22 protein-coding genes are annotated in these 23837 nt (G+C 61.7%); 10 read left to right on the top strand and 12 right to left on the bottom strand.

Annotated elements, in window-relative coordinates; all coding sequences use genetic code 11:
* Positions 1–2 precede the first annotated feature (2 nt).
* The 4 genes from J2Z75_RS10705 to J2Z75_RS10690 all read left to right on the top strand — a co-directional run bounded on the left by J2Z75_RS10705 (position 3) and on the right by J2Z75_RS10690 (position 3688).
* A complete protein-coding gene (locus J2Z75_RS10705; RefSeq protein WP_234937274.1) occupies positions 3–755 on the top strand; it encodes a FadR/GntR family transcriptional regulator in 753 nt (250 codons plus the stop codon).
* On the top strand, positions 752–1537 hold the full coding sequence (locus tag J2Z75_RS10700) for an SDR family NAD(P)-dependent oxidoreductase (protein WP_209851702.1): 786 nt from the start codon (positions 752–754) through the stop codon (positions 1535–1537). The genes J2Z75_RS10705 and J2Z75_RS10700 overlap by 4 nt, the downstream gene beginning before the upstream one ends.
* 22 nt (positions 1538–1559) lie before the next feature.
* Positions 1560–2246: a D-lyxose/D-mannose family sugar isomerase gene (locus tag J2Z75_RS10695; RefSeq protein WP_209852222.1), complete on the top strand. Its 687-nt coding sequence runs from the start codon at positions 1560–1562 to the stop codon at positions 2244–2246.
* A gap of 968 nt (positions 2247–3214) precedes the next feature.
* Positions 3215–3688 (top strand): VOC family protein, encoded by a 474-nt coding sequence (locus J2Z75_RS10690; protein ID WP_209851699.1) that lies wholly within the window; start codon positions 3215–3217, stop codon positions 3686–3688.
* Between the two features lie 27 nt (positions 3689–3715).
* On the opposite strand, the gene J2Z75_RS10685 is transcribed toward J2Z75_RS10690, so the two are convergent.
* The 7 genes from J2Z75_RS10685 to melA (J2Z75_RS10655) all read right to left on the bottom strand — a co-directional run bounded on the left by J2Z75_RS10685 (position 3716) and on the right by melA (J2Z75_RS10655) (position 13609).
* Positions 3716–4477 (bottom strand): hypothetical protein, encoded by a 762-nt coding sequence (locus tag J2Z75_RS10685; RefSeq protein ID WP_209851696.1) that lies wholly within the window; start codon positions 4475–4477, stop codon positions 3716–3718.
* Between the two features lie 116 nt (positions 4478–4593).
* Complete coding sequence (gene melA / locus J2Z75_RS10680) at positions 4594–5964, bottom strand: alpha-glucosidase/alpha-galactosidase (RefSeq protein WP_209851693.1); 1371 nt, start codon at positions 5962–5964, stop codon at positions 4594–4596.
* Between the two features lie 21 nt (positions 5965–5985).
* Entirely contained in the window at positions 5986–7656 is a 1671-nt protein-coding gene (locus J2Z75_RS10675) for an ABC transporter ATP-binding protein (protein ID WP_209851690.1), read from the bottom strand.
* 10 nt (positions 7657–7666) lie between these two features.
* On the bottom strand, positions 7667–8788 hold the full coding sequence (locus J2Z75_RS10670; protein WP_209851687.1) for an ABC transporter permease: 1122 nt from the start codon (positions 8786–8788) through the stop codon (positions 7667–7669).
* Positions 8785–9798, bottom strand: coding sequence for an ABC transporter permease (locus tag J2Z75_RS10665; RefSeq protein ID WP_209851684.1), 1014 nt, complete (start codon positions 9796–9798; stop codon positions 8785–8787). The genes J2Z75_RS10670 and J2Z75_RS10665 overlap by 4 nt, the downstream gene beginning before the upstream one ends.
* Before the next feature lie 72 nt (positions 9799–9870).
* Positions 9871–11958 (bottom strand): ABC transporter substrate-binding protein, encoded by a 2088-nt coding sequence (locus J2Z75_RS10660; RefSeq protein WP_209851681.1) that lies wholly within the window; start codon positions 11956–11958, stop codon positions 9871–9873.
* A gap of 178 nt (positions 11959–12136) precedes the next feature.
* Positions 12137–13609 carry an alpha-glucosidase/alpha-galactosidase gene (gene melA / locus J2Z75_RS10655; protein ID WP_209851678.1) on the bottom strand — a complete coding sequence of 491 codons (1473 nt, stop codon included), beginning with the start codon at positions 13607–13609 and terminating at the stop codon, positions 12137–12139.
* A 191-nt stretch (positions 13610–13800) separates the two neighbouring features.
* On the opposite strand from melA (J2Z75_RS10655), the gene J2Z75_RS10650 reads away from it, so the two are divergent.
* Positions 13801–14724, top strand: coding sequence for an AraC family transcriptional regulator (locus tag J2Z75_RS10650; protein ID WP_209851674.1), 924 nt, complete (start codon positions 13801–13803; stop codon positions 14722–14724).
* Positions 14725–14742: 18 nt separating this feature from the next.
* Here the strand turns inward: J2Z75_RS10650 and J2Z75_RS10645 are convergent, their stop codons facing one another.
* Positions 14743–14919 (bottom strand): hypothetical protein, encoded by a 177-nt coding sequence (locus tag J2Z75_RS10645; RefSeq protein ID WP_209851671.1) that lies wholly within the window; start codon positions 14917–14919, stop codon positions 14743–14745.
* 299 nt (positions 14920–15218) lie between these two features.
* Between J2Z75_RS10645 and J2Z75_RS10640 the strand changes: the two genes are divergently transcribed.
* The gene (locus J2Z75_RS10640; protein ID WP_209852219.1) at positions 15219–15767 is read left to right on the top strand and encodes a flavin reductase family protein; all 549 of its coding nucleotides are present in this window, start codon (positions 15219–15221) and stop codon (positions 15765–15767) included.
* Here the strand turns inward: J2Z75_RS10640 and J2Z75_RS10635 are convergent.
* From J2Z75_RS10635 to J2Z75_RS10625, 3 genes are all read right to left on the bottom strand, one after another.
* Positions 15764–16891 carry an NAD(P)/FAD-dependent oxidoreductase gene (locus J2Z75_RS10635; RefSeq protein WP_209851668.1) on the bottom strand — a complete coding sequence of 376 codons (1128 nt, stop codon included), beginning with the start codon at positions 16889–16891 and terminating at the stop codon, positions 15764–15766. The genes J2Z75_RS10640 and J2Z75_RS10635 overlap by 4 nt on opposite strands.
* Positions 16892–16987: 96 nt before the next feature.
* Positions 16988–17944, bottom strand: a complete 957-nt coding sequence (locus J2Z75_RS10630) for a LysR family transcriptional regulator (RefSeq protein WP_209851665.1) — start codon at positions 17942–17944, stop codon at positions 16988–16990.
* A 12-nt stretch (positions 17945–17956) separates the two neighbouring features.
* The gene (locus J2Z75_RS10625; RefSeq protein ID WP_209851662.1) at positions 17957–19204 is read right to left on the bottom strand and encodes a M24 family metallopeptidase; all 1248 of its coding nucleotides are present in this window, start codon (positions 19202–19204) and stop codon (positions 17957–17959) included.
* 141 nt (positions 19205–19345) lie between these two features.
* Between J2Z75_RS10625 and J2Z75_RS10620 the strand changes: the two genes are divergently transcribed.
* From J2Z75_RS10620 to J2Z75_RS10605, 4 genes are read left to right on the top strand one after another with little or no spacing between them, the layout of a single operon-like run.
* Positions 19346–20533, top strand: coding sequence for an acyl-CoA dehydrogenase (locus tag J2Z75_RS10620; RefSeq protein ID WP_209851659.1), 1188 nt, complete (start codon positions 19346–19348; stop codon positions 20531–20533).
* A gap of 8 nt (positions 20534–20541) precedes the next feature.
* Entirely contained in the window at positions 20542–21726 is a 1185-nt protein-coding gene (locus J2Z75_RS10615) for a CaiB/BaiF CoA transferase family protein (RefSeq protein WP_209851656.1), read from the top strand.
* 46 nt (positions 21727–21772) lie between these two features.
* Positions 21773–21970 (top strand): type II toxin-antitoxin system VapB family antitoxin, encoded by a 198-nt coding sequence (locus J2Z75_RS10610; protein ID WP_209851653.1) that lies wholly within the window; start codon positions 21773–21775, stop codon positions 21968–21970.
* 3 nt (positions 21971–21973) lie between these two features.
* On the top strand, positions 21974–22348 hold the full coding sequence (locus tag J2Z75_RS10605; RefSeq protein WP_209851650.1) for a type II toxin-antitoxin system VapC family toxin: 375 nt from the start codon (positions 21974–21976) through the stop codon (positions 22346–22348).
* A gap of 7 nt (positions 22349–22355) precedes the next feature.
* On the opposite strand, the gene J2Z75_RS10600 is transcribed toward J2Z75_RS10605, so the two are convergent.
* Positions 22356–23813, bottom strand: coding sequence for an NAD-dependent succinate-semialdehyde dehydrogenase (locus J2Z75_RS10600; RefSeq protein ID WP_209851647.1), 1458 nt, complete (start codon positions 23811–23813; stop codon positions 22356–22358).
* Between the last annotated feature and the right edge of the window lie 24 nt (positions 23814–23837).

Raw genomic sequence — 23837 nt, 5'->3', positions numbered from 1 at the left:
CAATGAGGAATGGCATGGAGGACGGTGCGCGGGCTTCCGCCGTTGATGGCATGGTCCAGCATATTCGCGGCCTTATCCGCGAACGCGGGCTGACTGTCGGCGACGTGCTGCCGAGCGAAGGCGAACTCGCAGTCATGTTCGACGCCAGCCGCAACACGGTGCGCGAGGCTTTCCGGACGCTGAAGGCCTATGGCGTGGCCGAATCGCGCCAGAAGGTCGGCGCGGTGCTGACCGATCAGCATCAATTGGCCATGCGCGACCTCTTTTCCTTCGCCATGGACATTTCCGTCGACGCATTTCGCGATATCCAGGGCTACCGGCGGCTGACCGAGATGAACCTGTTCGATCTGCTCGCCGGCCGGATAAGCCCCGAGACCCTTGAGGAGATGGAAGCGCTCAACCGGCGCATTCGCGAATCCATCACGCCCGAGGAGGCGTCGGACCTCGACTATCAATTCCACAAGCTGATGGTGGACGCGGCGGGAAACCGGACGCTGTCGGAAACCTACGGCATGCTGAAACCGGTGATCCGGCGGCTGATGCTGGCGGGCAAGTCCCAGCGCCCCGTGCTTGAGACCGTTGCCGCCGAACATGCCGATATCATTCAGGCGCTGCGCGAACGGGACCGGATTGCGTTTGCCTATCACATGAACCGGCATCTGGATGCCGGGCTGGAGTTCATTCCGGCTGCCGGTACGCCAGGCAGCATCGAGGCAGCGACAAAAAAGAACGGCGGGGAGGGAGACAATTCATGAATGAGTTTGCTGGAAAGGCCGCGGTGGTGACCGGAACGACGGGGATCGGCCGGGCGGTGGCATTGCATCTGGCGCGGGAAGGTGCGGCCGTGGCGTCGATCGGGATCGATCTGGCGGCGAATGCCGAGCTGGAGGAAATGGCAGCGGCAGAGAACCTGTTTCTCTCCGTCTTTCATGCCGACGTGTCGGTACCCGACGACGTTCACTTTGCCATGACGGCGGCTGTCGCACACCTGGGCGGTATCGACATCATCGTCAATTCCGCTGCCGTCCATCCCTATGGCACGGCGGAGACGACGCCGTTCGAGACCTTCATGCGCTGCATGGCCGTCAATGTCGGGTCGATCCACCTGACGGCGGAATTCGGCGTGCCGGAAATGCGCAAGCGCGGCGGCGGTGTCATCGTCAATCTCTCCAGCGTGCAGGGGCATGCCTGCCAAAGCGGCGTCTCGGCCTATGTCGCCTCCAAGGGGGCGATCCATGCGCTGACGCGGGCGATGGCGCTCGACTTCGCGCCCGACCGTATCCGCGTCGTGTCGATCAGCCCCGGCTCGGTGCGGACGCCGATCCTGGCGCTTGCTGCGCGGGAATTCGAGGGCGACGATGCCGATATCGAATCGGTTTTCGAACGGTTCGGCGCGGCGCATCCGCTGGGGCGGATCGGCGAGCCGGAGGAGGTGGCAGCGCTTGCGGCCTTCCTTGCCTCCGACAGGGCGGCCTTCATCACGGGGTCGGATCACCGGATCGACGGCGGCCTGACGGCCGGCATCGGCGTTCGCTGAGGGGGAGAGCATGACCATTCCGATGAAACGCAGCGCCATCAATGCCATCATGCGGGAGAGTGAGGCCTTCATGCGCTCGTTCGGCTTCATCCTGCCGCCGTTTTCGCGCTGGTCACCGGACGAGATGCGGGCGCACAAGGGCGAGATCGACGGGATCACCGGAGCTGCGCTCGGCTGGGATATCACCGATTTCGGCCTTGGCGATTTCGACAAGACCGGGCTGTTTCTCTTCACCGTCCGCAACGGTCGTTTTGCCGATCTGCAGCGTGGCCGGGGCATGCTCTATGCGGAAAAGGCGATGATCGCGCGCAAGGACCAGGTGACGCCGATGCACCGGCATCTGCTGAAGGCCGAGGACATCATCAATCGCGGCGGCGGCACGCTGGTGGTCGAGTTGTTCGGCGATACCGATGGGCGATGCGATCGGGGCAAGGGGACACGGGTGGCGACCGACGGTATCCAGCGTGATTTCGCACCCGGCCACAAGCTCAAGCTTTCGCCCGGAGAAAGCGTGACGCTGATGCCGGGCGACTGGCATGCCTTCTGGGGCGAGGGTGCCGATGTCTTCGTCGCCGAGGTCTCGACCGTCAATGACGACAATACCGACAATATCTTCGAAGACCCGGCGGTGACGCGGTTTTCCGGCATCGAGGAGGACGAGGCGCCGCTGCATCTGCTGGTGCCGGATTATGCGGTGTGGTTGCGGTAGGCACGGGGGCGGACGTTTTTGTTTGGGATGACGCTCCCAGTTTCCCCGTCATTCCGGACTTGTTCCGGGATCCAGCGCGCCGCGTCTGCGGCGCTAGGGGGGCCTTTCTTTGGGGTTGGCCAGTTTTCTCACCGCGCGGACGCGCGGTGGCTGGATCCCCGCCACAAGGGCGAGGAAGACGGAGGTGGGGGAAGCGCTGGGGTCAAACAACGGGCTTTAGATTCTCTGAAGGATGGAGCCAGGCAAAGGCCTTGCGGGCAAATAGAACTGGCCCCTTGGAGGGGCGTCGTCACAAGCCGCTGATTGGTTCGTCACCAAAATATCAAAGAACACGCGGTCGCGCCCGCACAGGAGAACCCCGGCACGGTTGAAATCATCAGTTGGAGGGCGCACGCAAATGCGGAACCTCGGTTAGTTTATAATAAGTGGCTCCGCATTTGCGTGGCCTTCGGCGTTTTTCGGGGCTTCCGGCCCCTTGAAATGCATGCACTGTCTCGCTGCACAGAAGAGAATTCTCCTGCTTGCATGGCTCGACCAAACCGGACCTGGCAGCCCGGGGGAGACATCTGAGGAGGTTCATTCACGAACCACCCGGCACGCATCACCCTGACATCGGCCGCACGTTACGGCCAAACGCGCAGGGCGCCGGCTCCCACCTGCCCGCGACCGTCTCGCGAAACACTCCGGCGGTGGAAACAGAAGCAGTATGCGCCGCGTTTTCTAGGCGGGGATGAGCGGGGATGATTTTTTTGAGGCGGGGAATGGTTTCTCCTGTGCTTGCCGCAAAGCCCCTTCTCTACCTCCCCATAAGTGGGCTTGCGATGGTACCCTTGCAGTCCAGTGCATCGGCTGTTGGGCGGCGCCTGGCTATCTGGCCCGCGTGAAATGGCGCACCCGGGCTGGAGAAGTTCGGTTCGACTCCTATTTCAAAGGAGAGACGAAAAAATGAAGAGCGAAAGGACAGTGCAATGGCAAAGAACACGATCTGCCTTTGGTACGACAAGGACGCTGAGGCCGCCGCCCGCTTCTACGCCGAGACATTTCCCGACAGTGCCGTGGGCGACATTCTTCTTGCGCCTGGCGACTATCCGGACGGTCAGCAGGGAGATGTGCTGGTTGTCGAGTTCACGGTTGCGGGTGTTTCCTGCATCGGCCTGAACGGCGGCCCCGCCTTCAAGCACAACGAAGCTTTCTCATTTCAGATCGCAACCGACGATCAGGAGGAAACCGATCGATACTGGAACGCCATTGTCGGCAATGGCGGCCAGGAAAGTGAGTGCGGCTGGTGCAAGGACAAGTGGGGCATATCGTGGCAGATAACGCCGCGCGTCCTGATGGAGGCGATGGCGGCCGGTGGTGCCGAAGCAAAGCGTGCCTTTGACGCGATGATGACCATGAAGAAGATCGACGTCGGCGTGATCGAAGCGGCCCGGCGCGGTTGAAAAACGATCACGCCGGGTAAATGCCCGTCAAACCTCGCGCGTCGATGCCGCCGTAACCGTCAACGTCGTGAACCCGCTGATGGCGATGGCCGCGCGGGCGGGCATCGGGATGGCGCCGCAGAGGCTGCCGGTGGTGATGATACGGCCTTGGGCGACGGGCTCGGTCAGGGTGTTGGCAAAGAGCAGGAAGGCGGCGACGGGGTCGTCGTTGGGGTGCTTTCCCGGGCCGGCAAAGACGGTGTCGCCGTTGATGGTGACGGTCAGCGGATAGGCCTGGCCGGGCTCGATCATCGTGGCCGGCAGTTCTTCGCCCAATATGTAGCCGGCATTGCCGAGCCGGTCGGCGAGGAACAGCAAGGCCGGTGACTTGCTGCCATCGTCCAGGCGATGACCCAGGAATTCGACGCCGGACGAGATGGCGGCGACATGGTCGAGCAGCGTTTCGCGGGTGTAGGGCGTGCTGCCGGGGGCGGGCAGGTCCTTGCCGAGCACGAAGCAGATTTCCACCTCCAGCGCATCGACGGCGGGGCGCTGGAAGCCGGCGGTGCCGGATTCGCTGGCATGGGTGATATGGGCCATCGGCGCTGAAACGGAGCTGCCGTCCGGGCGGATCGCCACCTTGTAGCCGGCTGTCAGCCAGCCGTTCAAGGCAAGGGTTTCTTTCTGGACCGCGAACGCTTCCGCCGGGATTCCCGGTTCTGCAAGGCTGGCCGAGGCCAGGCGAATGCCCGTATTGTCGGCCTCCGACAGCTGGCGGGCGAGCGTGGTCGTGGCGGAACTGGCGGGCATGTCTGTCTCCTCGCATAAATCGGCGGTGCGCCGTTCCTTTCGATCACACTCGGCCCAAAAGGAAAACCCCGGAATTGTGGTTCCGGGGTTTCCTTGTCACGTAACGGGGAGGGACGTTACGCGGCCTGAACTTTCTTGGACACGCGGGCCCATTCCGGGATCCAGGTACCGTGGGCGGCGAGCAGGTCGTCGGTGAGCGACCAGATCTGGTCGAGATCGAGTTCTGCGGCCGTATGCGGGTCCATCATTGCGGCATGGTAGAGATGCTCGCGGTTCTGCGTCATCATCGCCGCGACCGTCAGTTCCTGCACGTTGATATTGGTGCGGATCAGCGCGGTCAGCTGTGGCGGCAGGGCGCCGATGAAGGTCGGCTGGATGCCGTTTTCATCGACCAGGCAGGGCACTTCGGCGGCGCAATTGTCCGGCAGCGAGGTGATGCAGCCATTGTTGCGCAGGTTGCCGTAGATGACCGAGGGCTCGCCGGTCCAGACCGAGTTCATGATCGAGGAGGCATATTCCTTCGACTGTGCGACTTCGATCTTATCGGCCGAGCGATAGGCTGCGGCCTGACCCTTCCATTTCTCGACCTGTTCGATGCAGCGCTTGGGATATTCATCCAGCGGAATGCCGAATTTCTCGATCAGGTCGGGCCGGCCGTCCTTGATGAAATAGGGCGTGTATTCGGCGAAGTGCTCCGAGCTTTCGGTGACGAAATAGCCGAGACGGGTCAGCATTTCGTAGCGCACCTTGTTGGGGCAGCGCGGGTTCCAGGTGGGCTTGGGCGCGCGTCCTTCACGGTAGCCGCGCAGGAGATCCGGATAAAGATCGCGGTAGGAACCGTCCGGCTGGCGATGCTCGAACTTGAGGAAGAAGGCCATGTGGTTGATACCGGCGGAGCGATAACGGATTTCCTCGTACGGAATCTCCAGATCTTCGGCCAGCTCCATCGCCGTGCCCTGAACCGAGTGGCAGAGGCCGACCTGCTTGATGTCAGGATATTTCTCGGCGATCGCCCAGGTATTGATCGCCATCGGGTTGACGTATTGCAGCAGGATCGCCTCCGGGCAGACCTGCATCATGTCCTCGCAGATCGACCAGAGATGCGGCACGGTGCGCAGGCCGCGCATGATGCCGCCAACGCCGAGCGTATCGGCGATGGTCTGCCGCAGGCCGTATTTCTTCGGCACTTCGAAATCGGTGACCGTGCAGGGCTCGTAGCCGCCGATCTGGAAGGCGACGACGACAAAATTGGCACCTTCGAGTGCCTTTTTCTGGTTGGAATGCAGCTCGATGGTGGCCTTGGCGCCAAGCGTCGAGATCAGCTTGCTGACGACGACTTCGCTTTCCTCCAGCCGCTGCGGGTTGATGTCCATCAGCGCGATCTTGGCGCCCGACAGCGCCGGGCGCTGCAGAACGTCGCCGATGATATTCTTCATGAAGACGGTCGAGCCGGCGCCGATGAAGGTGATCTTGGGTTGTCTGGTCATGAAATATGCCTCTTTCTACGGTTACGCGGCTACTTCGAACGCGGCTCTGACGAGCCGCTCGGTGTAGGCGGTCTTGGGATGGGTAAGAACGTCTTCGACCGGGCCCTCTTCAACGATCTTGCCGTGCTGCATCACCACCACCCGGTGGCAGAGCGCGCGCACGACTTTCAGATCGTGGGAGATGAAGAGGTAGCTCAGTCCTTTCTCGTCCTGCAGCTTGCGCAGCAGTTCGATGATTTGCGCCTGCACCGACAGATCGAGCGCAGAGGTCGGCTCGTCGAGCAGGATGAATTCGGGCTCGAGGGCCACGGCGCGGGCAATGGCGATGCGCTGGCGCTGGCCGCCGGAAAACTCGTGCGGGAAGCGCGACAGGATGTTGTTGGGCAGGCCGGCGCTGTTCAGCGCTTCGCGCACCCGCTCCAGCCGCTCGTTGCGCGTCGCGCCGAGCTTGTTGACAACAAGCCCTTCCTCGATGATCTGGCCGACCGACATGCGCGGGTTGAGCGAGGAGAAGGGGTCCTGGAAAACGACCTGCATACGCGAGCGCAGGGGCCGCATCTCGTCACGGGTCTTGTTTTCGATCGACTGGCCGTCGAACAGGATTTCGCCGCCGTCCGCCCGCAGCAGCTTGACGAGCGCCTGGCCGAAGGTGGTCTTGCCCGAGCCGGATTCGCCGACGAGACCCAGTGTCTCGTGACGGTGGAGCTTGATCGAGAGGCTGTCGACCGCGACCAGCTCCTTCAGCTGCGGCTTGAAGAAGCCGCCCGCCTTGAGCATGAAGGAAACGCGGACGTTGCGACCTTCGAGGATGGACGCGGAATCGACCGGCATCGGGTTGGCCATTCCCTTCGGCTCGGAATTGAGCAGGTGGCGCGTATAGGGGTGCTGCGGGTTCTGGAACAGCGTCGTGGTGGTGTTGTGTTCCTTCACCTCGCCGTTCTGCATGACGTAGACATAGTCGGAAAACTGGCGCACGACGGTAAGGTCGTGGGTGATGAGGATCACCGCCATGCCGAGCGTCTTCTGCAGGTCGCGGATGAGGTTGAGGATCTGTGCCTGCACGGTGACGTCGAGCGCCGTCGTCGGCTCGTCGGCGATCAGTACGTCCGGGCTGTTGGCGAGCGCCATTGCAATCATGATGCGCTGCCGCTGGCCGCCGGACAGCTGGTGCGGATACTGGTTGATGCGGGCTTCCGGATCGGGGATCTGCACCTGGCGCAGAAGCTCGAGCGTCCGCTCCATCGCTTGGCTGCGGCTCATCTTCTGGTGGACTCGGATCGCCTCGATGATCTGGGCGCCGATCGTATAGACCGGGTTGAGCGAACTCATCGGTTCCTGGAAGATCATCGAGATGCGGTTGCCGCGCAGCGCCCGGCGCTGCCGGTCGGAGAACTTCAGGACGTTCTTGCCGTCATAGGCGATGCTGGAACGGTCCGAGACGGTGGCGCGCTTGGTGAGCAGGCCCATGACGGTGCGGGCCGTGACCGACTTTCCTGAGCCGGATTCGCCCACCACCGCGATGGTCTCGCCGCGATAGAGCTGGAAGGAGACGTCCTTGACGGCATCGACCGTTCCGCTCTCGACCTTGAATTTCACCGCCACATGGCGGGCGTCGATGATCGGTGAGCCGACGGCGGCTGCATGGTCGTGCCGTTGTTCGGGAGCGAGTGTGCTGATGTCCACGAGTGCCATGGTCGTCTCCTCAGTATGGGTCGACGGCGTCGCGCAGGCCATCGCCGAGCGCATTGAACGCAAAGACGGTGATCAGCACGAAGGCCACGGGGGAAAGGATCCACGGATAGGACCCGATGACGGAATAGGTCGAGGTATCCTGCAGCATCAATCCCCAGGACATCAGCGGCGGCTTCACCGCGAAACCGAGGAAGCCGAGGAAGGATTCGAGCAGCACGACATTCGGGATCGCCAGCGTCACGGCGACGATGACATGGCTCATGACGTTGGGAAAGATATGCTGGAAGATGATGCGCCGGTCGGTGGCGCCGATCGCCATCGCCGCGCGGACATAGTCGATGCGGGCGAGCGCCAGCGTCTTGCCGCGCACTTCGCGCGACATCTGCGCCCAGCCGAGCGCCGACATCACGAAGATGACGAAGGCGAGAAAGACGTTGGTCGGCGCCGTTACCGGGATCAGCGATGTCAGCGCCAGATAGAGCGGCAGTTGCGGGAAGGCGAGAACCAGTTCGACGAAGCGCTGCATCCAGGCGTCGAAGCGGCCGCCGAAATAGCCGGACACCATGCCGACCGTGGTGCCGACGACGGTGATGATGAACACCACCGTCAGCGCGATCATCAGCGAGACGCGCGAGCCGTAGAAGATGCGCGACAGCACATCGCGGCCGAACTTGTCGGTGCCGAGGAAGTTGACCGGCGTGCCGTTGGTGGCGCCGAAGAAATGGCGGTCGGTCGGGATCAGGCCGAAAAGCCGGTACTTGAAGCCCTTGACGAAGAAGCCGAGGTCGAGCGGATTAGCGTAATCCGGGCCGACGATCGGCTGGAAGGTGATCGGGTCGAGTTCGGTGCCCTCGCCGACCTGGTAGGTGCGCGGCCAGACGAGGCTGCCCTCCTGGTCGGTGATGCTGATCGTCTGCGGCGGGGCGAAGCCGACGCCGGTCAGCTTCGGATCGACGGGGGAAAAGAACTCCGCAAAGATCGTCATGAGCATCAGTAGGCAGACGAGGATGAGACCCGCCATGCCGGTCCAGGAATGTTTCAGGCGGCGCCAGACGAGCGCCAGATAAGTCTCGTTGCCGTGGCTTGCCGGCGGTACCGGTACGATGACGGCTGTTTGTACGTCGGCTTTCATGCGTGAGCTCCTCCGCCAAGACGGACGCGGGGGTCGAGCATCGCCAGAAGCATGTCGGCGATGATGTTGCCGACGATCAGCGTTGCCGACAGGACGAGCATGAAGGTGGCGGTGACATAGACGTCACCCACCCACATGGAGCCGACGATGGCAGGCCCGACGGTCGGCAGGGCGAAGATGATCGCGGTCTCGATCTCGCCGGTCAGCATGTAGGGCAGGACGACGCCCTGATACATGATCAGCGGATGCAGGGCGTTCGGCACCGCATGGCGCAGGATGACCGCGCTTTCGCTCAGGCCCTTGGCCCGCGCGGTTTCGACATATTGCGCGTTCAGCGTATCGAGCAGATTGCCGCGCATGACCCGCATGTTGTAGGCCAGCCCGCCGAAGGTGGCGATGGCGATGACCGGCCAGACATGTTTCAAAAGATCGACGAACTTGTCCCAGGACCAGGGCGCGCCGCCGTATTTGGCAGAGTGGAAGCTGTTTATCTCGGTGACGTTGAAATGGAACACCAGGATATAGACGATGATCAGCGCCATCAGGAAGCGCGGCACCGTCATGCCGAGGAAGGAAATGCCGGATAGCAGGCTGTCCACCCAGGAATACTGCCTTGTGGCGGCGAGAATGCCGAAGGTGATGCCGATGATGGACGCGAGGATATGGCAGACCAGCGCCAGGGCCAGCGTGCGCGGCAGGCGCTCGCCGACGACTTCGGAAACGGGCTTGTTGTAGAACAGGCTGTGGCCGAAATCGCCGCGCGTGACGATGCCGGTGATCCAGTTGACGTACTGGACGACCAAGGGCTTATCGAGACCGTTGGCGACCTTGTAGGCCTGTGCCTGGGCGTCGGCTTCCTCGAAGGATGCGCCGCCCTGGTTGATCATTTGCGAGCGGATATAGTCGCTGTAGTCGCCCGGTGGCGCCTGGATGATCGCGAAGGTGACGACGCTCAGCACGAAGAGCACGGGGATTGCGGATGCGATACGCACAAGCAGAAATCGGAACATGGCTGTTAGGTTCTCTTGTGTGGTCAGGGATCTCCTCCGGCCGCGAGCGGCCGGAGCAGGCTCAACGAAGGATCAGTTGATCGGGCCGTTTTCGCCCGGCTTGCCCGGCAGTTGCTGCGGGAAGAGTTCGTAGTCCCCCTGCTTGTCTGCTGCGACGAACATCCGCTCGCGGATCACCGTGTCTTCCGCCCAGTTGAACATGAAGATCGGTGCGCCGACCGGAACGTTCGAGAAGCGCTTGTTGATGATCAGCGCGCCCGGATATTCGGTGAGGCCGACCGTATCGACATTCTCCGTTGCGATCTTCTGGTACTGCTTCATCAGCTCCGAGCGCTCGCCATTGTCGTTCGTGGCGATGAACTTGTTGACGATGCCCACAAGGTCTTTCTCATAGGGCAGAAGATCGACCGTGCCGTCCGTGCCGGCACGATGATGCCAGCTGGTGCGGGGGCCTGTCGGAGCAAGCTGGGTGGTGTTCTGCACCACGGATGTCAGCTCCGGATCGTTGCGGCGGATCGTCCAGTCGAACTTGCCGGCATAATGCGCATTATCCTTCTTGACGCCGTCGAGCGTGTTGAGCGTTACCTTCAGGCCGAGCTGTTCCATCTGGCCGATCACGCCTTCGGCGAGGTTCTTGTCGGTGTTGTAGTCGGAGGTGCCCAGCAGCACGATCTGAACATCCTGACCGCCTTCCGTTCCTGCTGGGAAGTTCACGAAACCGTTGCCGTCCGTGTCCTTCAGGCCGACCTTTTCGAGAAGCGCCTTTGCGCCTTCGAGATCGAAGGGATAATAGACCGTCGACTGACGGTCGTAGAAGCTCGTGCCGGAGGATAGACCGCCCGGATAGATTGTCGTGAACGGACCCTTGACCAGCGATTCGCCGATTTTCTTGCGATCGAGCGCCATTGTGACGGCCTTGCGGAAGTCTGCGTTGCGGTTCAATTCCCGGACCGCCTGGCCGCGCTGGTCAGGTTCGCCCCAACCGTTGGCGGAAAGGTTCATGCGCAGATTGTAACCGATCAGGCGGGCGCCAAAGGCGAGCCGGGCCGGTGCCGTTTCCTGTGCTGCGCGCTTCAGCGATTCAACGAAGTTTTCCGGTTGCTCGAGGTTGGAAAAGTCACCCGAACCGGCGATCGCCTGAACATCGCGGTCTGCCCATGTCGAGAGCTTGTAGTGCATCTCGTTGAGATAGGGCAGCTGCTGACCGTTCTCGTCGACCTTCCAGTAGTAGGGATTGCGACGCAGTACGATGATGTCGTCCGGCCGGTAGGAAACCGGCGTCCAAGCACCCATCACCGGAATGTTCATGTACTCGGCAGGGAAGCCGTTCTTGTACTGGTCGTAGGTGAAGTCCTTGTTGTATTTCGGATGCTTGGTCTTCAGGATATGCGCGGGGCCGGGGCAGAATGTCCCATAGGACATGGCGAACAGGTACTGGCGGGGAAATGCTTCCTTGAAGGTCCATTCGACCGTGTACTTGTCGATGGCCTTCAGCGTCGTGCCTTCACCGAAGGTTTCCGGCGTCGCGCCGTTGAGCGGCGACACATTGGGATCGACGACATTGTCGTTCCAGTAGAACATCAGGTCATCGGAGGTGAAGTCGACCCCGTCCGACCACTTTGCGCCTTCGACCAAATGCATGGTGAGCTTGTGGCCATCTGCCGACCAGTCCCAGCTCTTGGCAAGGTTGGGCAGCGGCTCGACGTCGGTCGCTTCCACCTGATAGAGCGGTGCGGTCCGCGTCAGGCATTCGGACATCGCGATATCGATGCCGCCCCAGCCTTGCGTCTGGCCGGCGGAATAATTCCAGCCTTCCGGCCGTCCGCCGATGACATGGCGCAGCGTATCGCCATAGACACCGATGCCGTCGGGCATATTTCCGGTTTTGAAGACCAGGGGCTCCTTCGGAAGACGCTCGGCGAGAGGCGGCAGCTTGCCGGTGTCCACGAAATTCTTCGTGACCCATTCCGGTTCGCTATACTGGGGCAGCGCCTTGAATTCCTCGATCGAATTGCGCGGCACATAGGTGATCTTGCCCTGGCCCGGAAATGGCTGCGCCTCCGGCACGACTGTGGGCTCGGAGGCCCAGGCCGTTACCGCGAACGCCGAAACGCCCAAAAGCAGGGCGGCGGTTTTCTTGGGGTGGAAAAAGCTGTTCATTGTCGTTGGTTCTCCCTCATGCTTCAGGCCGGCCCGGTATGGGCGGCTCTCCTCCTAAAAGCACCCGGCGGGACGGCATCATGCCGTCTGCCGGAACAGAGCGGGCGACGGATCGCCCACTCCCAGACCTGCCTCCTCCTCCGGAAAACAGGCCTCGCATAGTCCGCAGACCAGGCGTCTAGCTGGCTGCCTTCAGTTTCGTCGCTTCCTTCTCGGCGCGCAGTTCGTCGATCGAGCGAACCTCGCGGCGGGCAACGCCCTTCCAGTCGCGGGTCTTGACGGTGCCCTTGCTCAAACGTTCCTTGGCGGCGGGAATGGCATGGGCGTATTGCGGCAGCCACTCGGCCTGGGCGACGACCATCTCGTCGACCATCTGCCAGACCTCCTCCGGCGTGCAGATGGCGCCGACCAGCGGATCGTGCAGGACGGCGAGCTTCAGGAGATCGATATCGCCCGAAATTGCTGCGTGAACCGACATGCGCTGGACGTTGATCGAGGAGATGCAGGTGGCGGCGCAGGCTTCCGGCAGCGTGATGCCGGCGACCATGTTGATGCCGAAGCGATCGACGAAGCCGGGCGATTCTATGATCGCGTCCGATGGAAGATTGGTGATGACGCCATTGTTCTTGACGTTGAAGTGGCCGCGATAGACCCGTCCGGTTTCCAGCGCTTCCAGGATATGGCTGGCATGCTCGTTGGAGCGGCGGGCCGGATCGATCGGCTTTTCGGCGTCCTTGAGGAACTGCGGGAACTCGGTTTCGAACCAGTTGCGGGTCTCGGTCGAATAGCGCAGGTAACCGCCGGTCTCGCCATGGATCCAGTCGGACATATCGATCCAGCGGGTAATTTCCTCCGGCCGCTTGCGGTACCACGGCAGGTATTCCGACAGGTGGCCGTTGCTCTCGGTGGAATAGACACCGAAGCGCTTCAGGACGTCGATGCGCAGCTTTTCCTGCTGCGAGAAGACAGGGTGCGCCTCGAAGGCTGCGACCAGTTCGTCCTTGCCTATTCTGCGGCCCTTGACGCGGACATCGGTAAACCAGGTCTGGTGATTGATGCCGGAGCAGACGTAATCCAGTTCGCCATCCTTGGCGCCGAGGATTTCGGCGATCTGTTCGGCGCCGTGCTGGACGCCGTGGCAAAGGCCGATCGTATCGACCTTGCCATATTCGATCGCGGCCCACGTGTTCATTGCCATCGGGTTCGCGTAATTCAGGAATTTCGCGCCGGGCTCGGCCAGTTCGCGGATATCCTTGCAGAAATCGAGGATGACCGGGATATTGCGCTGGCCATAGAGAATGCCGCCGGCGCAGATCGTATCGCCGACGCACTGGTCGACGCCATATTTCAAGGGGATGCGGATGTCGTCGGCATAGGCCGCGAGGCCGCCGACGCGCACGCAGGAGATGATGTAGCGCGCACCGGCGATCGCTTCGCGGCGGTCGGTCGATGCCGTCACCCTGGCGGGAAGGTTGTTGGATTCGACGATCTTGTCGAGGATCGACTTGATCATGCCGAGATTGTGCTCGCTCAGATCGGTGATCGCGAACTCGACGTTACGGAACTCCGGCACGCTGAGAATGTCGGTGAAGAGTTTCTTGGTGAAGCCGACACTGCCGGCGCCGATAATGGCTATCTTGAAGCTACTCATGCTGTCCTCGTCGCTGATCATTGTGCCGGGAAAAACGGACAGGGTAAAATCAATGCGCGGGAAATGAAGCGCCTTGGCGCTTTTAACCTCCCAGTCCTCCCTGCCGATGCCGCTCCAACCCGGTCATCTTGCTTTGTCGAGGGGCATTATGCGTATAATGTTTGGCACCGCCAGAGAGGTATTGTGCTTTCATGGGTAATTCTATGCTGAAACGACTGATCGAGAATGGGCCTGTCATGCGGACAGTTTCACTGCCGCGTGGGCGTCACAGCCTGCACACCATGCCGACCAGCACGGGCTACGAAATCCGCACGGATATGAGTTACGACTGGGACGGCCGCAAGCGCGGTCAGACGCCGTTCACGGTGCTGCAGCACACGATCGCGGGTGCCGGCAACCTCCGTTACGAAAACCGCACCTACCGGGTTCGCGAGGGCGAGACGCTGCTGGTGCTGGTGCCGCACAATCATCGCTACTGGCTGGAGCAGAACGGCCGCTGGGAGTTTTTCTGGATATCGATGAACGGCGAGGAGGCGCTGCGCATCCACAAGGCCATTCTCGCAACGACCGGGCCGATCCTCACCCTCAAGCCGGAGACCATAGAGCGTCTCGCCGATTGCAGTCTGCGGCTTATTTCAGGCGGTGCCGATGCGCCGGGCAGCGCCTCTGCCATCGCGTACGAGTCGGCCATGGTGCTCTACGACGATGTTTTCGGCTCGCATCCTGTGCTTAGCCAGGAATACCGGACGATGCAGCACGTCATCGATCATATCGCCGCCAATCTGGAGCATTCGCTTTCGGTCGAGGCGCTTGCCGAGGTTTCCGGTCTCAGCCGGGCGCATTTTTCGCGGGTCTTTGCGGCCAGCGAAGGCATGCCGCCAGCCGAATTCGTGCTGCGCAAGAGGCTGCAAAGAGCGACCAAGTTGCTCACCAAGGCGGCGCATCTGTCGGTAAAGGAAGTGGCGATCATGTCCGGCTTCGAGGATCCGAACTATTTCGCCAAGGTGTTTCGCCGCTATTTCGGCGCCAGCCCGACGGAGTTCCGCACGACGGGCATGTATTCCAGCATCGCCAGCAACGGCCGGTCTGCAACGCCATCGCCGGATGCCGGGTAGACCCGTTACGATCAGGACCTAATAAAACAGATGCCAAGGGGTCAGGAAGGCGCGGCTCAGTTCCTGATTGCGTTCCTGTTCGGTTTCGGTCTGTTCCTCGCGGGCCTGTTTCACGGGCATTTCAACTCGGATGGCTTTTTCCTTCTTCGCCGGAGGCGTCAGGTAACCGAGGGTCATTCCACCGTGATAAAACATTCAGTTCTCCGCTGTTCCCTTGGATTTATTAACGGTCGTTAACACAATCCTGACACAATTGATGAGGCTGTCAATAGTCCACGAAAATTATGACTTATTGCGATCCGCCGCCGTTCGGTAGCGTTTAACTGTCGCAAACCCCGCCGTTTTAAGGAAAATAATATAATCTATAAATTTTATGATGATTGAAAAATCGATCCAGCTTCGCCCGTGCTGGCGGGTGTTCTTTGCTTGAGACAGGTATGTCTTCCATGCGTAAATCCGGCACCATGAATGACACGGCAAAAGAGTGGACCCGCATGAATGTCGCTTTGAGAAATTCGATCGACCGGCTTGCCCCGCAACGGGAGCATTCCTTTCCGCATGTGGCCGACGAGGACGCCTTGAAATCGGCCATGCGGCGGATGTCGGGCGGCGTGTCGGTCATTACCGCCGGTGTCGGCGACGAGCGCACCGGCGCGACGGTGACCTCGGCCACCGCGCTCTCCGTCGATCCGCCGACGATGATCGTCAATATCAATCGCAGTTCGTCCAGCTGGCCGGTGATCAGCCGCTACGGGCATTTCTGCGTCAATATCCTCAGCGCCGACCAGCAGGATGTCGCCGACCGGTTTGCCGGAAAGGGCGGATTGAAGGGCGTCGAGCGTTATGACGGCGCCGAATGGTTCACGCTGGCGAGCGGCGCTTCGGTGCTGCGCGGGGCGCTGGCCGGTATCGATTGCGAAGTGGATGAAGTGATCGAGCGGCACAGCCATGCGATCATTCTCGGCCGCGTGGTTTCCATCGTTGCCGGCGACGGCCACTCGCTCGTCTACAGCAACGGTCGATACGGTCGTTTTTCGCTTTAGGCCTGGAAGCGCAAGGGGCTGAACTTTTGCGGATCGAGCGCCTGGGCCTCGAAGCCCTCCGGCTGAGGAGCGTTTGTCAAAAGGCTTGCCGCCAACGCGCCAAGTGACGGCGAGGTCAGGATGCCGTAACCGCCCTGGCCCGCCAGCCAGAAGACATCCGGATGGTCGGGTGCTGCACCGATCACTGGCAGCCTGTCTGGTGAAAAGCTGCGCATGCCGGCCCAGCTTTTGGCGACGCGGCGGACGGGAACAGTGGTCGCCTCCTCGACGTAGTGCGCTGCCCAGGCGATATCGAGCTCCTCCGGCTGCACGTCGCCCGGTTCGCAAGGGGTTGCGTCGGCCGGGCAGGCCAAGAGCCGCCCGGCATCGGGCTTCATGTAGAAATCCTCGTCGATCTCATTGATCTCCGGCATCGCCGATACGTCGATTCCTTCGGGCAAATCAACGGTGATAGCCGTGCGGCGATGTGGAACGATACCGAGCGGCTTAACACCGAAGAGAACTGCGGTTGGATCGGCCCAGCCGCCGGAGGCGTTGACCACTGTTTTGGCGCGAACCGTTCCGGCGGATGTTTCGATGGTCCAGGCCTCGCCGTCATGGGTTGCGGACAGGACCCCATGGCGCTCGCGGATCTCCGCACCGTTGCGACGCGCTCCCTTCACGTAACCCTGCAACAGGCTTTCGACCTCGATGTCCCAGAAGTTGGGATCGTAAAAGGCGGCGGCGGCATAGCCCGGTTTCAGGATCGGCACGCGGGCCAGCAATTCTTCCTCGTCGAGCGGTTCAAGTTCCGGCGTGAAAGCAAGTTCTGACCGGAACACCGCGTCCAGCCGCGCAGCCTTTTCCGTGCTGGCGATCATCACGCCGCCGCGCTGCTTCAGAAGCGGGATATCCGAAAATCCGCCGGGCGGGCTGTCGAAGAAATCCTTGGCGACGGCTGCGAGCCGGCAGACCTCTGGCGCATTGTAGCGCAGCACGAATTCGGCGGCGGAGCGGCCGGTGCTGTGGTAGCCGAGCGCCGTTTCCCGTTCCAGCACGACGATCGAGCGATGGGGGCTGAGAAAATAGGCGAGCGACAGGCCGGCGATGCCGCCGCCAATGATCGCCACGTCGAATGTCTGCATGTCCAGCCCTTCACGGTAGGCGCGATCTCCCTTCGCGCAGCCGGACCCTAGAGGCCGACGCCTCAATGTTCAAATTTATAGTCTCGAAGGTGGCTATCAGGCAAATTGATGCTCCATGCTGTGGTCCAGCGGTTCGGTATCCTTGATATGCTTGAGGAAGGCGGCTTCCGCAGGGTTGAGGATCGCGTTCGGGTTGGCAATGCGAAAGACATCCGTCGTCGGCAGGAGATCATAGGGCGGCAACTGCCAGAGGTCGCCTGCCGCAAGGCCCGGTGCCGCCAGATGATCGGGCACCATGCCGATGCCGATATTCGCAGCGATCAGCCGAAGCACTTCCTCGACATTGCAGGAGACGGCGCGCACCTGCTGGCCGAAGGAGCCCATGGCGCGCACCGCGGTGATGGCGTTCATATGCTGGCCGCCCAGAACATCGGCGATGAAGGCGATATAGGGATCGCCGCGCAGGTCGTTCAGCGCGGCGCCCCTGACACCGAACAGCCGGTGGCCGCGGCCGCAATAGAGCCCGTACCGTTCGCGGATATGAAGCACCCTGGTCAGGGTATCGGGGATATTGCCGTCGCAAAGCCCCATGGTGGCGATGTTGCGTTCGACCGCGCTGATGACGCTGACGGTGGTTTCGACCGTGATGCTGATCGTCACCTTCGGATGCAGGCGGAAGAAGCTTTCGAGCTTGCGGTCCCAGGCGGGATTGTGCGCGTGGCTGACCGAATGAATACTGACATGGCCGGTGACGTCTTCGCCGGCGGTCTCCAGCGCATTCGGCAGCCGCACGACCGCGGCGAAGATGTCGCGGCACTGGCGGTGCAGCTTTTCGCCGGCTTCCGTCAGGTCGAAGCGGCCCGGCCGGCGGTCGATCAGTTTCTGGCCGACAGTCAGTTCCAGCCGCTTCAGCGCCATGCTGACGGCAGGCTGCTGCAACAGCAGCCGGTTGGCCGCCGCCGTGATGCTCCCTTCCTCGACCAGGACGACGAAGGTACGCAGCAGGTTCCAGTCGAGATTGTGCGCGAAGCGTTCAAGGCGATTGTCGGGCATGGGAAACCGCGATCAGAGGGAGACGAGGCCGGAGGGTAGCCGGTTCATGATCTCGTGACCATCCGCGGTGATCAGCAACTGGTTTTCGATGATCATGCCGCCGACACAATCCACGTACCACGGGGTCTCGAAGGCGAGCACCATGCCCGGCTCGATGATCACATCCGATTGCCGCGACAGGAACGGCCATTCCTCGCTGCCGAGGCCGGCGCCCAGCCCATGGCCGAAATGGCCGCGTGTATAACTTGGAAAACCAGCCTTCGCCATCGCCTCGGTCGTGATCCCGTGCACCTCGCTCATGGCGATACCGGGCCTCAGAAGCGGGAGACCTGCATCGTAGGCGGTCTGCAGGGCGTCGAACAGCCGGGCCTGAAGGGGCGAAGGCATTCCGCAGACGAAGGTGCGGCCGGTATCGGATGTATAGCCGGCGATCAAACAGCCGACATCGACCTTTACGAGATCTCCGCGCTGGATCACGCCGCCCCTGGTCCACGGGTTCTCGCCGACGGAGACATATTCCCAAAGCCCGGTCAGGTTCTGGACATTGCGCCGCGCCGCTTCTGCCCGAACGCCTTTTTCCCACGCTGCGGCAAGCGCATCGCGGCTGACGCCGACGTCGATTGTCTCGCGCAGGGTGGCGATACCGGCTTCGGCAAGTTCGACGGCCGTGCGCAGATGGCCGATCTCGATGGGAGACTTGATCATCTTCAATCGGCGGACGAGGTCCGAAGCATCGACGAGCTCGGCACCGGGCAACGCCTCCGAAAGCAGGTGGAAATCGATTACAGACAGCCCGTCGAACTCGACGCCGATCCGGCCTTTGTCCAGTCGCTTCTCTGCGAGAAGCGCACGGGCCAAGCCGAAACCACGGGCGGCGTCAAATGTCTCCGGGCGCTGAAAGCCGGCGGGTCGCCCCTGTTTTGCCCAGGCGGATTCTATCAGCTCTTCCGGCGAAAGCGCTCCCGCATCCATGCCCCTGATATCACCGGTCTCGACCCAGATCGGATTGGTGCGGATATCGGTGATGGCACTGGAGGCGCGGAAGGCGGCCTCGAAAAGGTCTGTAACGACGGCACTCTCGGTCAAAGCCGGATTGGCAGGAATGATCGCAGCCACGGCACCCGCGCGCCGCCACATCGTTGCGACGCCGGCCGGTGCGCCCGTCGCATAAGTGAAGCTTTCGGGCGACAGCAGGAGCAGGGCATCGAGTCCTGCAATCTCCATCAATCGCGTCGCGCGCGTTCTATCGAGGTGAGCCATGTTCTTTTCCCGTCAAAATCGCTTGCACGTCTTCGCAGGCCGCCATTCCCGCAGCGCATGAGCCAGTGCCGCATTTTCGTTTGTATCGCCCTGCCCGGCTTGCCATAACGGATAGAAGAAGGAAAGTGACGGGAGGACGACATGGCTGCAAGACAGGAATTCCAGTGGGACGATCCGTTTCTGCTGGACGATCAGCTTTCCGAGGACGAGCGGATGATCCGCGATACCGCCCGCGCCTATGCGCAGGACAAGTTGCAGCCGCGCGTGATCGACGCCTATCGCAACGAAACGACCGATCCCTCGATCTTCCGCGAAATGGGCGACCTCGGCCTGCTCGGCGTCACTGTGCCGGATACCTACGGCGGCGTCGGGGCATCCTACGTGGCTTATGGTCTGGTTGCCCGTGAAGTCGAGCGTGTTGACAGCGGCTATCGTTCGATGATGAGCGTCCAGTCTTCCCTCGTCATCTACCCGATCCATGCCTATGGCTCGGAAGAGCAGCGCCAGAAGTATCTGCCAAAACTGATCAGCGGTGAGTTTATCGGCTGTTTCGGCCTGACCGAGCCGGATGCAGGCTCCGACCCCGGCGGCATGAAGACGCGGGCGGTGAAGACCGAAGGCGGCTATAGGCTCACCGGCTCGAAGATGTGGATTTCCAATGCGCCGATCGCCGACGTCTTCGTCGTCTGGGCGAAATCCGAGGCGCATGGCAATGCCATCCGCGGCTTCGTGCTGGAAAAGGGCATGAAGGGCCTTTCGGCTCCCAAGATCGGCGGCAAGCTGTCCTTGCGCGCCTCGATCACCGGCGAAATCGTACTCGATAATGTCGAGGTTGGCGAAGACGCGTTGCTGCCGAATGTCGAGGGGCTCAAGGGGCCGTTCGGCTGCCTCAACCGTGCCCGCTACGGCATTTCCTGGGGCGTGCTCGGCTCGGCGGAATTCTGCTGGCATGCGGCCCGGCAATACGGGCTCGACCGCAAGCAGTTCGGAAGGCCACTGGCGCAGACGCAGCTTTTCCAGAAGAAGCTCGCCGACATGCAGACGGAAATCACACTCGGGCTGCAAGCCTCGCTTAGGGTCGGCCAGCTGATGGATGCGGGCCGCATGGCCCCGGAAATGATCTCGATCGTCAAGCGCAACAATTGCGGCAAGGCACTGGATATCGCCCGTGCCGCCCGCGACATGCATGGCGGCAACGGCATTTCCGAGGATTATCAGGTGATGCGCCATATGGTGAACCTCGAAACGGTCAACACCTATGAAGGCACCCATGATGTGCATGCCCTGATCCTCGGCCGCGCCCAGACCGGGCTGCAGGCCTTTTTCTGAGCGCGGGCATGGAAACGCCGTTGAAGGGCCTGAAGGTTCTCGAGCTCGCCCGGATTCTTGCCGGCCCCTGGATCGGCCAGACGCTGGCCGATCTCGGCGCCGACGTCATCAAGGTGGAAAGTCCGGCCGGCGACGATACGCGCACCTGGGGGCCGCCCTTCATCGAGGGCGAAGGTGGCGGGCATCTGGATGCCGCCTATTTTCATGCCTGCAATCGCGGCAAGCGCTCGGTAGTGCTCGATTTCACCACGGAAGACGGGCAGGAGGCGGTGCGGCGGCTGGCGGCACAGTCGGACGTTCTGCTGGAAAACTTCAAGGTCGGCGGACTGGCAAAATACGGGCTCGACTATGAAAGCCTGAAAAAGATCAATCCGCGTCTGATCTATTGTTCGGTCACCGGCTTCGGCCAGGACGGGCCTTATGCCCATCGCGCCGGCTACGACTATATCATCCAGGGCATGAGCGGCATCATGGACCTGACCGGCGATCCGGAAGGCGAACCGCAGAAGATCGGCGTTGCCTTCGCCGATATTTTCACCGGTCTTTACGGCGTCATCGCCATTCAGGCAGCACTTCACATGCGCGAGCGCACCGGCGTCGGCCAGCAGGTCGACATGGCGCTGTTCGACAGCATGACCGGGGTTTTGGCCAATCAGGCGCTGAATTTCCTCGTCTCCGGACAATCACCGCGCCGCCTCGGCAATGCGCATCCCAACATCGCGCCGTATCAGGTCTTTCCGGTCTCTGACGGCCATCTGATCGTCGCCGTCGGCAACGACCGGCAGTTCGTCAAGTTCTGCACGCTGCTCGATCTCGACCACCTTGCGACGGATCCGCGTTATCTGACCAATGCCGAGCGGGTCAAACATCGCGACACGCTGACGCCGCAACTGGCGGCGCGAACGCAGACTTTTGATCGCGATACCCTGCTCGGCATGCTGGAAGCGGCCGGCGTGCCCGGCGGGCCGATCAATACGGTGGCCGACGTCTTCGCCGATCCGCAGATTCTCCATCGGGGCATGCGGATTGACACGCCGCATACCGGTTCTGCATCGGGAACGGCACCGGGGGTGCGCACGCCCATTCAGTTTTCCGACTCTGAACTTGCGCTGGATCGCGGTGCGCCAAGGCTTGGGGAGCATACGCATGAGGTGCTGGCCGAGATAGGGATGCGTCCGGAGGCATTGAAATAAGCATCAATCGATGACATATTTGATGCGCATATAGGGGAGCCATGTGATGCGCACCACGATCGTTCTGGACGATGAGTTGCTTGAAGAAGCGCAGGAACTGACGGAAATAAAGGAAAAGAGCGCTTTGATGCGGGAGGCGTTGACGGCACTTATCCAGCGGGAAAGTGCGCGGCGCTTGGCATTGCTCGGCGGAAGCCAGCCGGATCTCGAGGATATCCCACGGCGCCGACCGTGGCTGGATTAAATAATGGTTCTCGTCGATACGTCAGTTTGGATTGAGCATTTTCGGCATGGCACCGAGATGCTTGTCGATCTGCTAATGCAAAACAAGGTTCTTTGTCATCCATTCATCGTCGGGGAATTGGCGGTGGGCGGGGTTAAAGATCGACATGTCATTCTCCGCAGGCTGCAAAGGCTTCCGCATGTCGTGCCAGCACGCGATGCAGAAGTGCTGGAGTTGATCGAGCGGCAAAAGCTCGTTGGATCGGGCATCGGATATGTTGATGCGCATCTTTTAACATCGCTTCGCCTGACTGCGGGTGGTCAGCTGTGGACACGCGATCGGCGACTTCATGCTGCGGCAGTTGCCGCAGGTGTGGCCGTTACGATTGCAATGCACTGACTTCGCCTCATATATTCCCCATGCAGAGATATTTCATCTCCAGATAGTCCTCGGCGCCGTGGCGGGAGCCTTCGCGGCCGATGCCGGATTGCTTGAGGCCACCGAAAGGGGCGGCTTCGGAGGACATGCGGCCGGTATTGATGCCGATCATGCCGTATTCCAGCGCCTCCGCCACGCGCCAGACCTTTTTCAGCTCCGTCGCGTAGAAATAGGCGGCGAGACCGTAGATCGTGTCGTTGGCCTGCAGGATGACGTCTTCCATCGTCTCGAAACGGATGATCGGGGCGACAGGCCCGAAGGTTTCGTCGCAGGCGACCAGCATGCCCTTGCCGACATTGGCAAGCACGGTCGGCTCGAAGAAGGCGCCGGAGACGCGTTTGCCGCCGCAGAGAAGCGTCGCGCCCTTGTCGATCGCGTCATTGACATGCGTTTCGACCTTTTCGATCGCCCGAGCATCGATCAGCGGGCCGATGGTGACGCCTTTGGAAAAGCCGTCGCCGACCTTCAGCTTTGCCACTTCGGCCGCCAGTTTGCGGGCGAATTCGTCGTGAACGCGGCTTTGGACATAGATTCGGTTGGCCGAGGTGCAGGTCTGGCCGGCATTGCGGAACTTCGCCTGGATGGCGCCATCGACGGCTGCGTCGATATCGGCGTCGTCGAAGACGATGAAGGGCGCGCTGCCGCCGAGTTCGAGGCTGACTTTCTTGATCTGCTCGGAACATTGCCGCATCAGGATGCGGCCGACTTCGGTCGAGCCGGTGAAGCTGATCTTGCGTACTCTGGAATTGGTGCAGAGTTCGCGGCCGATCGCGTCGCCTTCCGAGGCGAGGATGAGATTGAAGACGCCCTTTGGAAAGCCGGCACGGAGGGCCAGCGCATGCATGGCCAGCGCCACCAGCGGCGTCTGTTCGGCGGGCTTCAGGATGACCGTGCAGCCGACCGCCAGCGCCGGCGAAATTTTTCGTGCGACCATCGATGCCGGGAAGTTCCAGGGTGTGATCGTGCCGACGACGCCGACCGGCTGCTTGATCACCATCATGCGGCGGTCCGTCGAGGGCGCGGGAATGGTTTCGCCGTAGACGCGCTTGGCCTCTTCCGCATACCATTCGATATAGGCGGCCGCGTGCTGTACTTCGGACCGGGCTTCGCTGAGCGGCTTGCCCATTTCGGCCGTCAGGATTGCTGCGAGATCATCGATATGGGCGATGACGAGGTCATGCCAGCGGCGCAGGATCGTGCTGCGCTCGCCGGCCGGACGCTCGGCCCAGGGAAATTGCGCGGCGTAGGCGTCATCGATCGCGGTGCGGGTTTCCACGACGCCCATATCGGGCAGGGTGGCGAGCAGGACGCCGTTCGATGGGTTATGGACGTCGAAGGTCTTTGCCGAAGGCGCGGCCGGCGCATTCACCAGTCCGAGCAGATGCGGATCTCTGACATGGGCGATCAATGTGTCGGTAAAGATCATCGGAGATCCTTTCTGGCGGTCCGC

The sequence above is a fragment of the Rhizobium herbae genome, assembly GCF_017873135.1.
Classification (GTDB): Bacteria; Pseudomonadota; Alphaproteobacteria; order Rhizobiales; family Rhizobiaceae; genus Pararhizobium; species Pararhizobium herbae.
The sequence above is the reverse complement of the archived record's forward strand: the minus strand, read 5'-3'. Positions and strand labels throughout refer to the sequence as shown.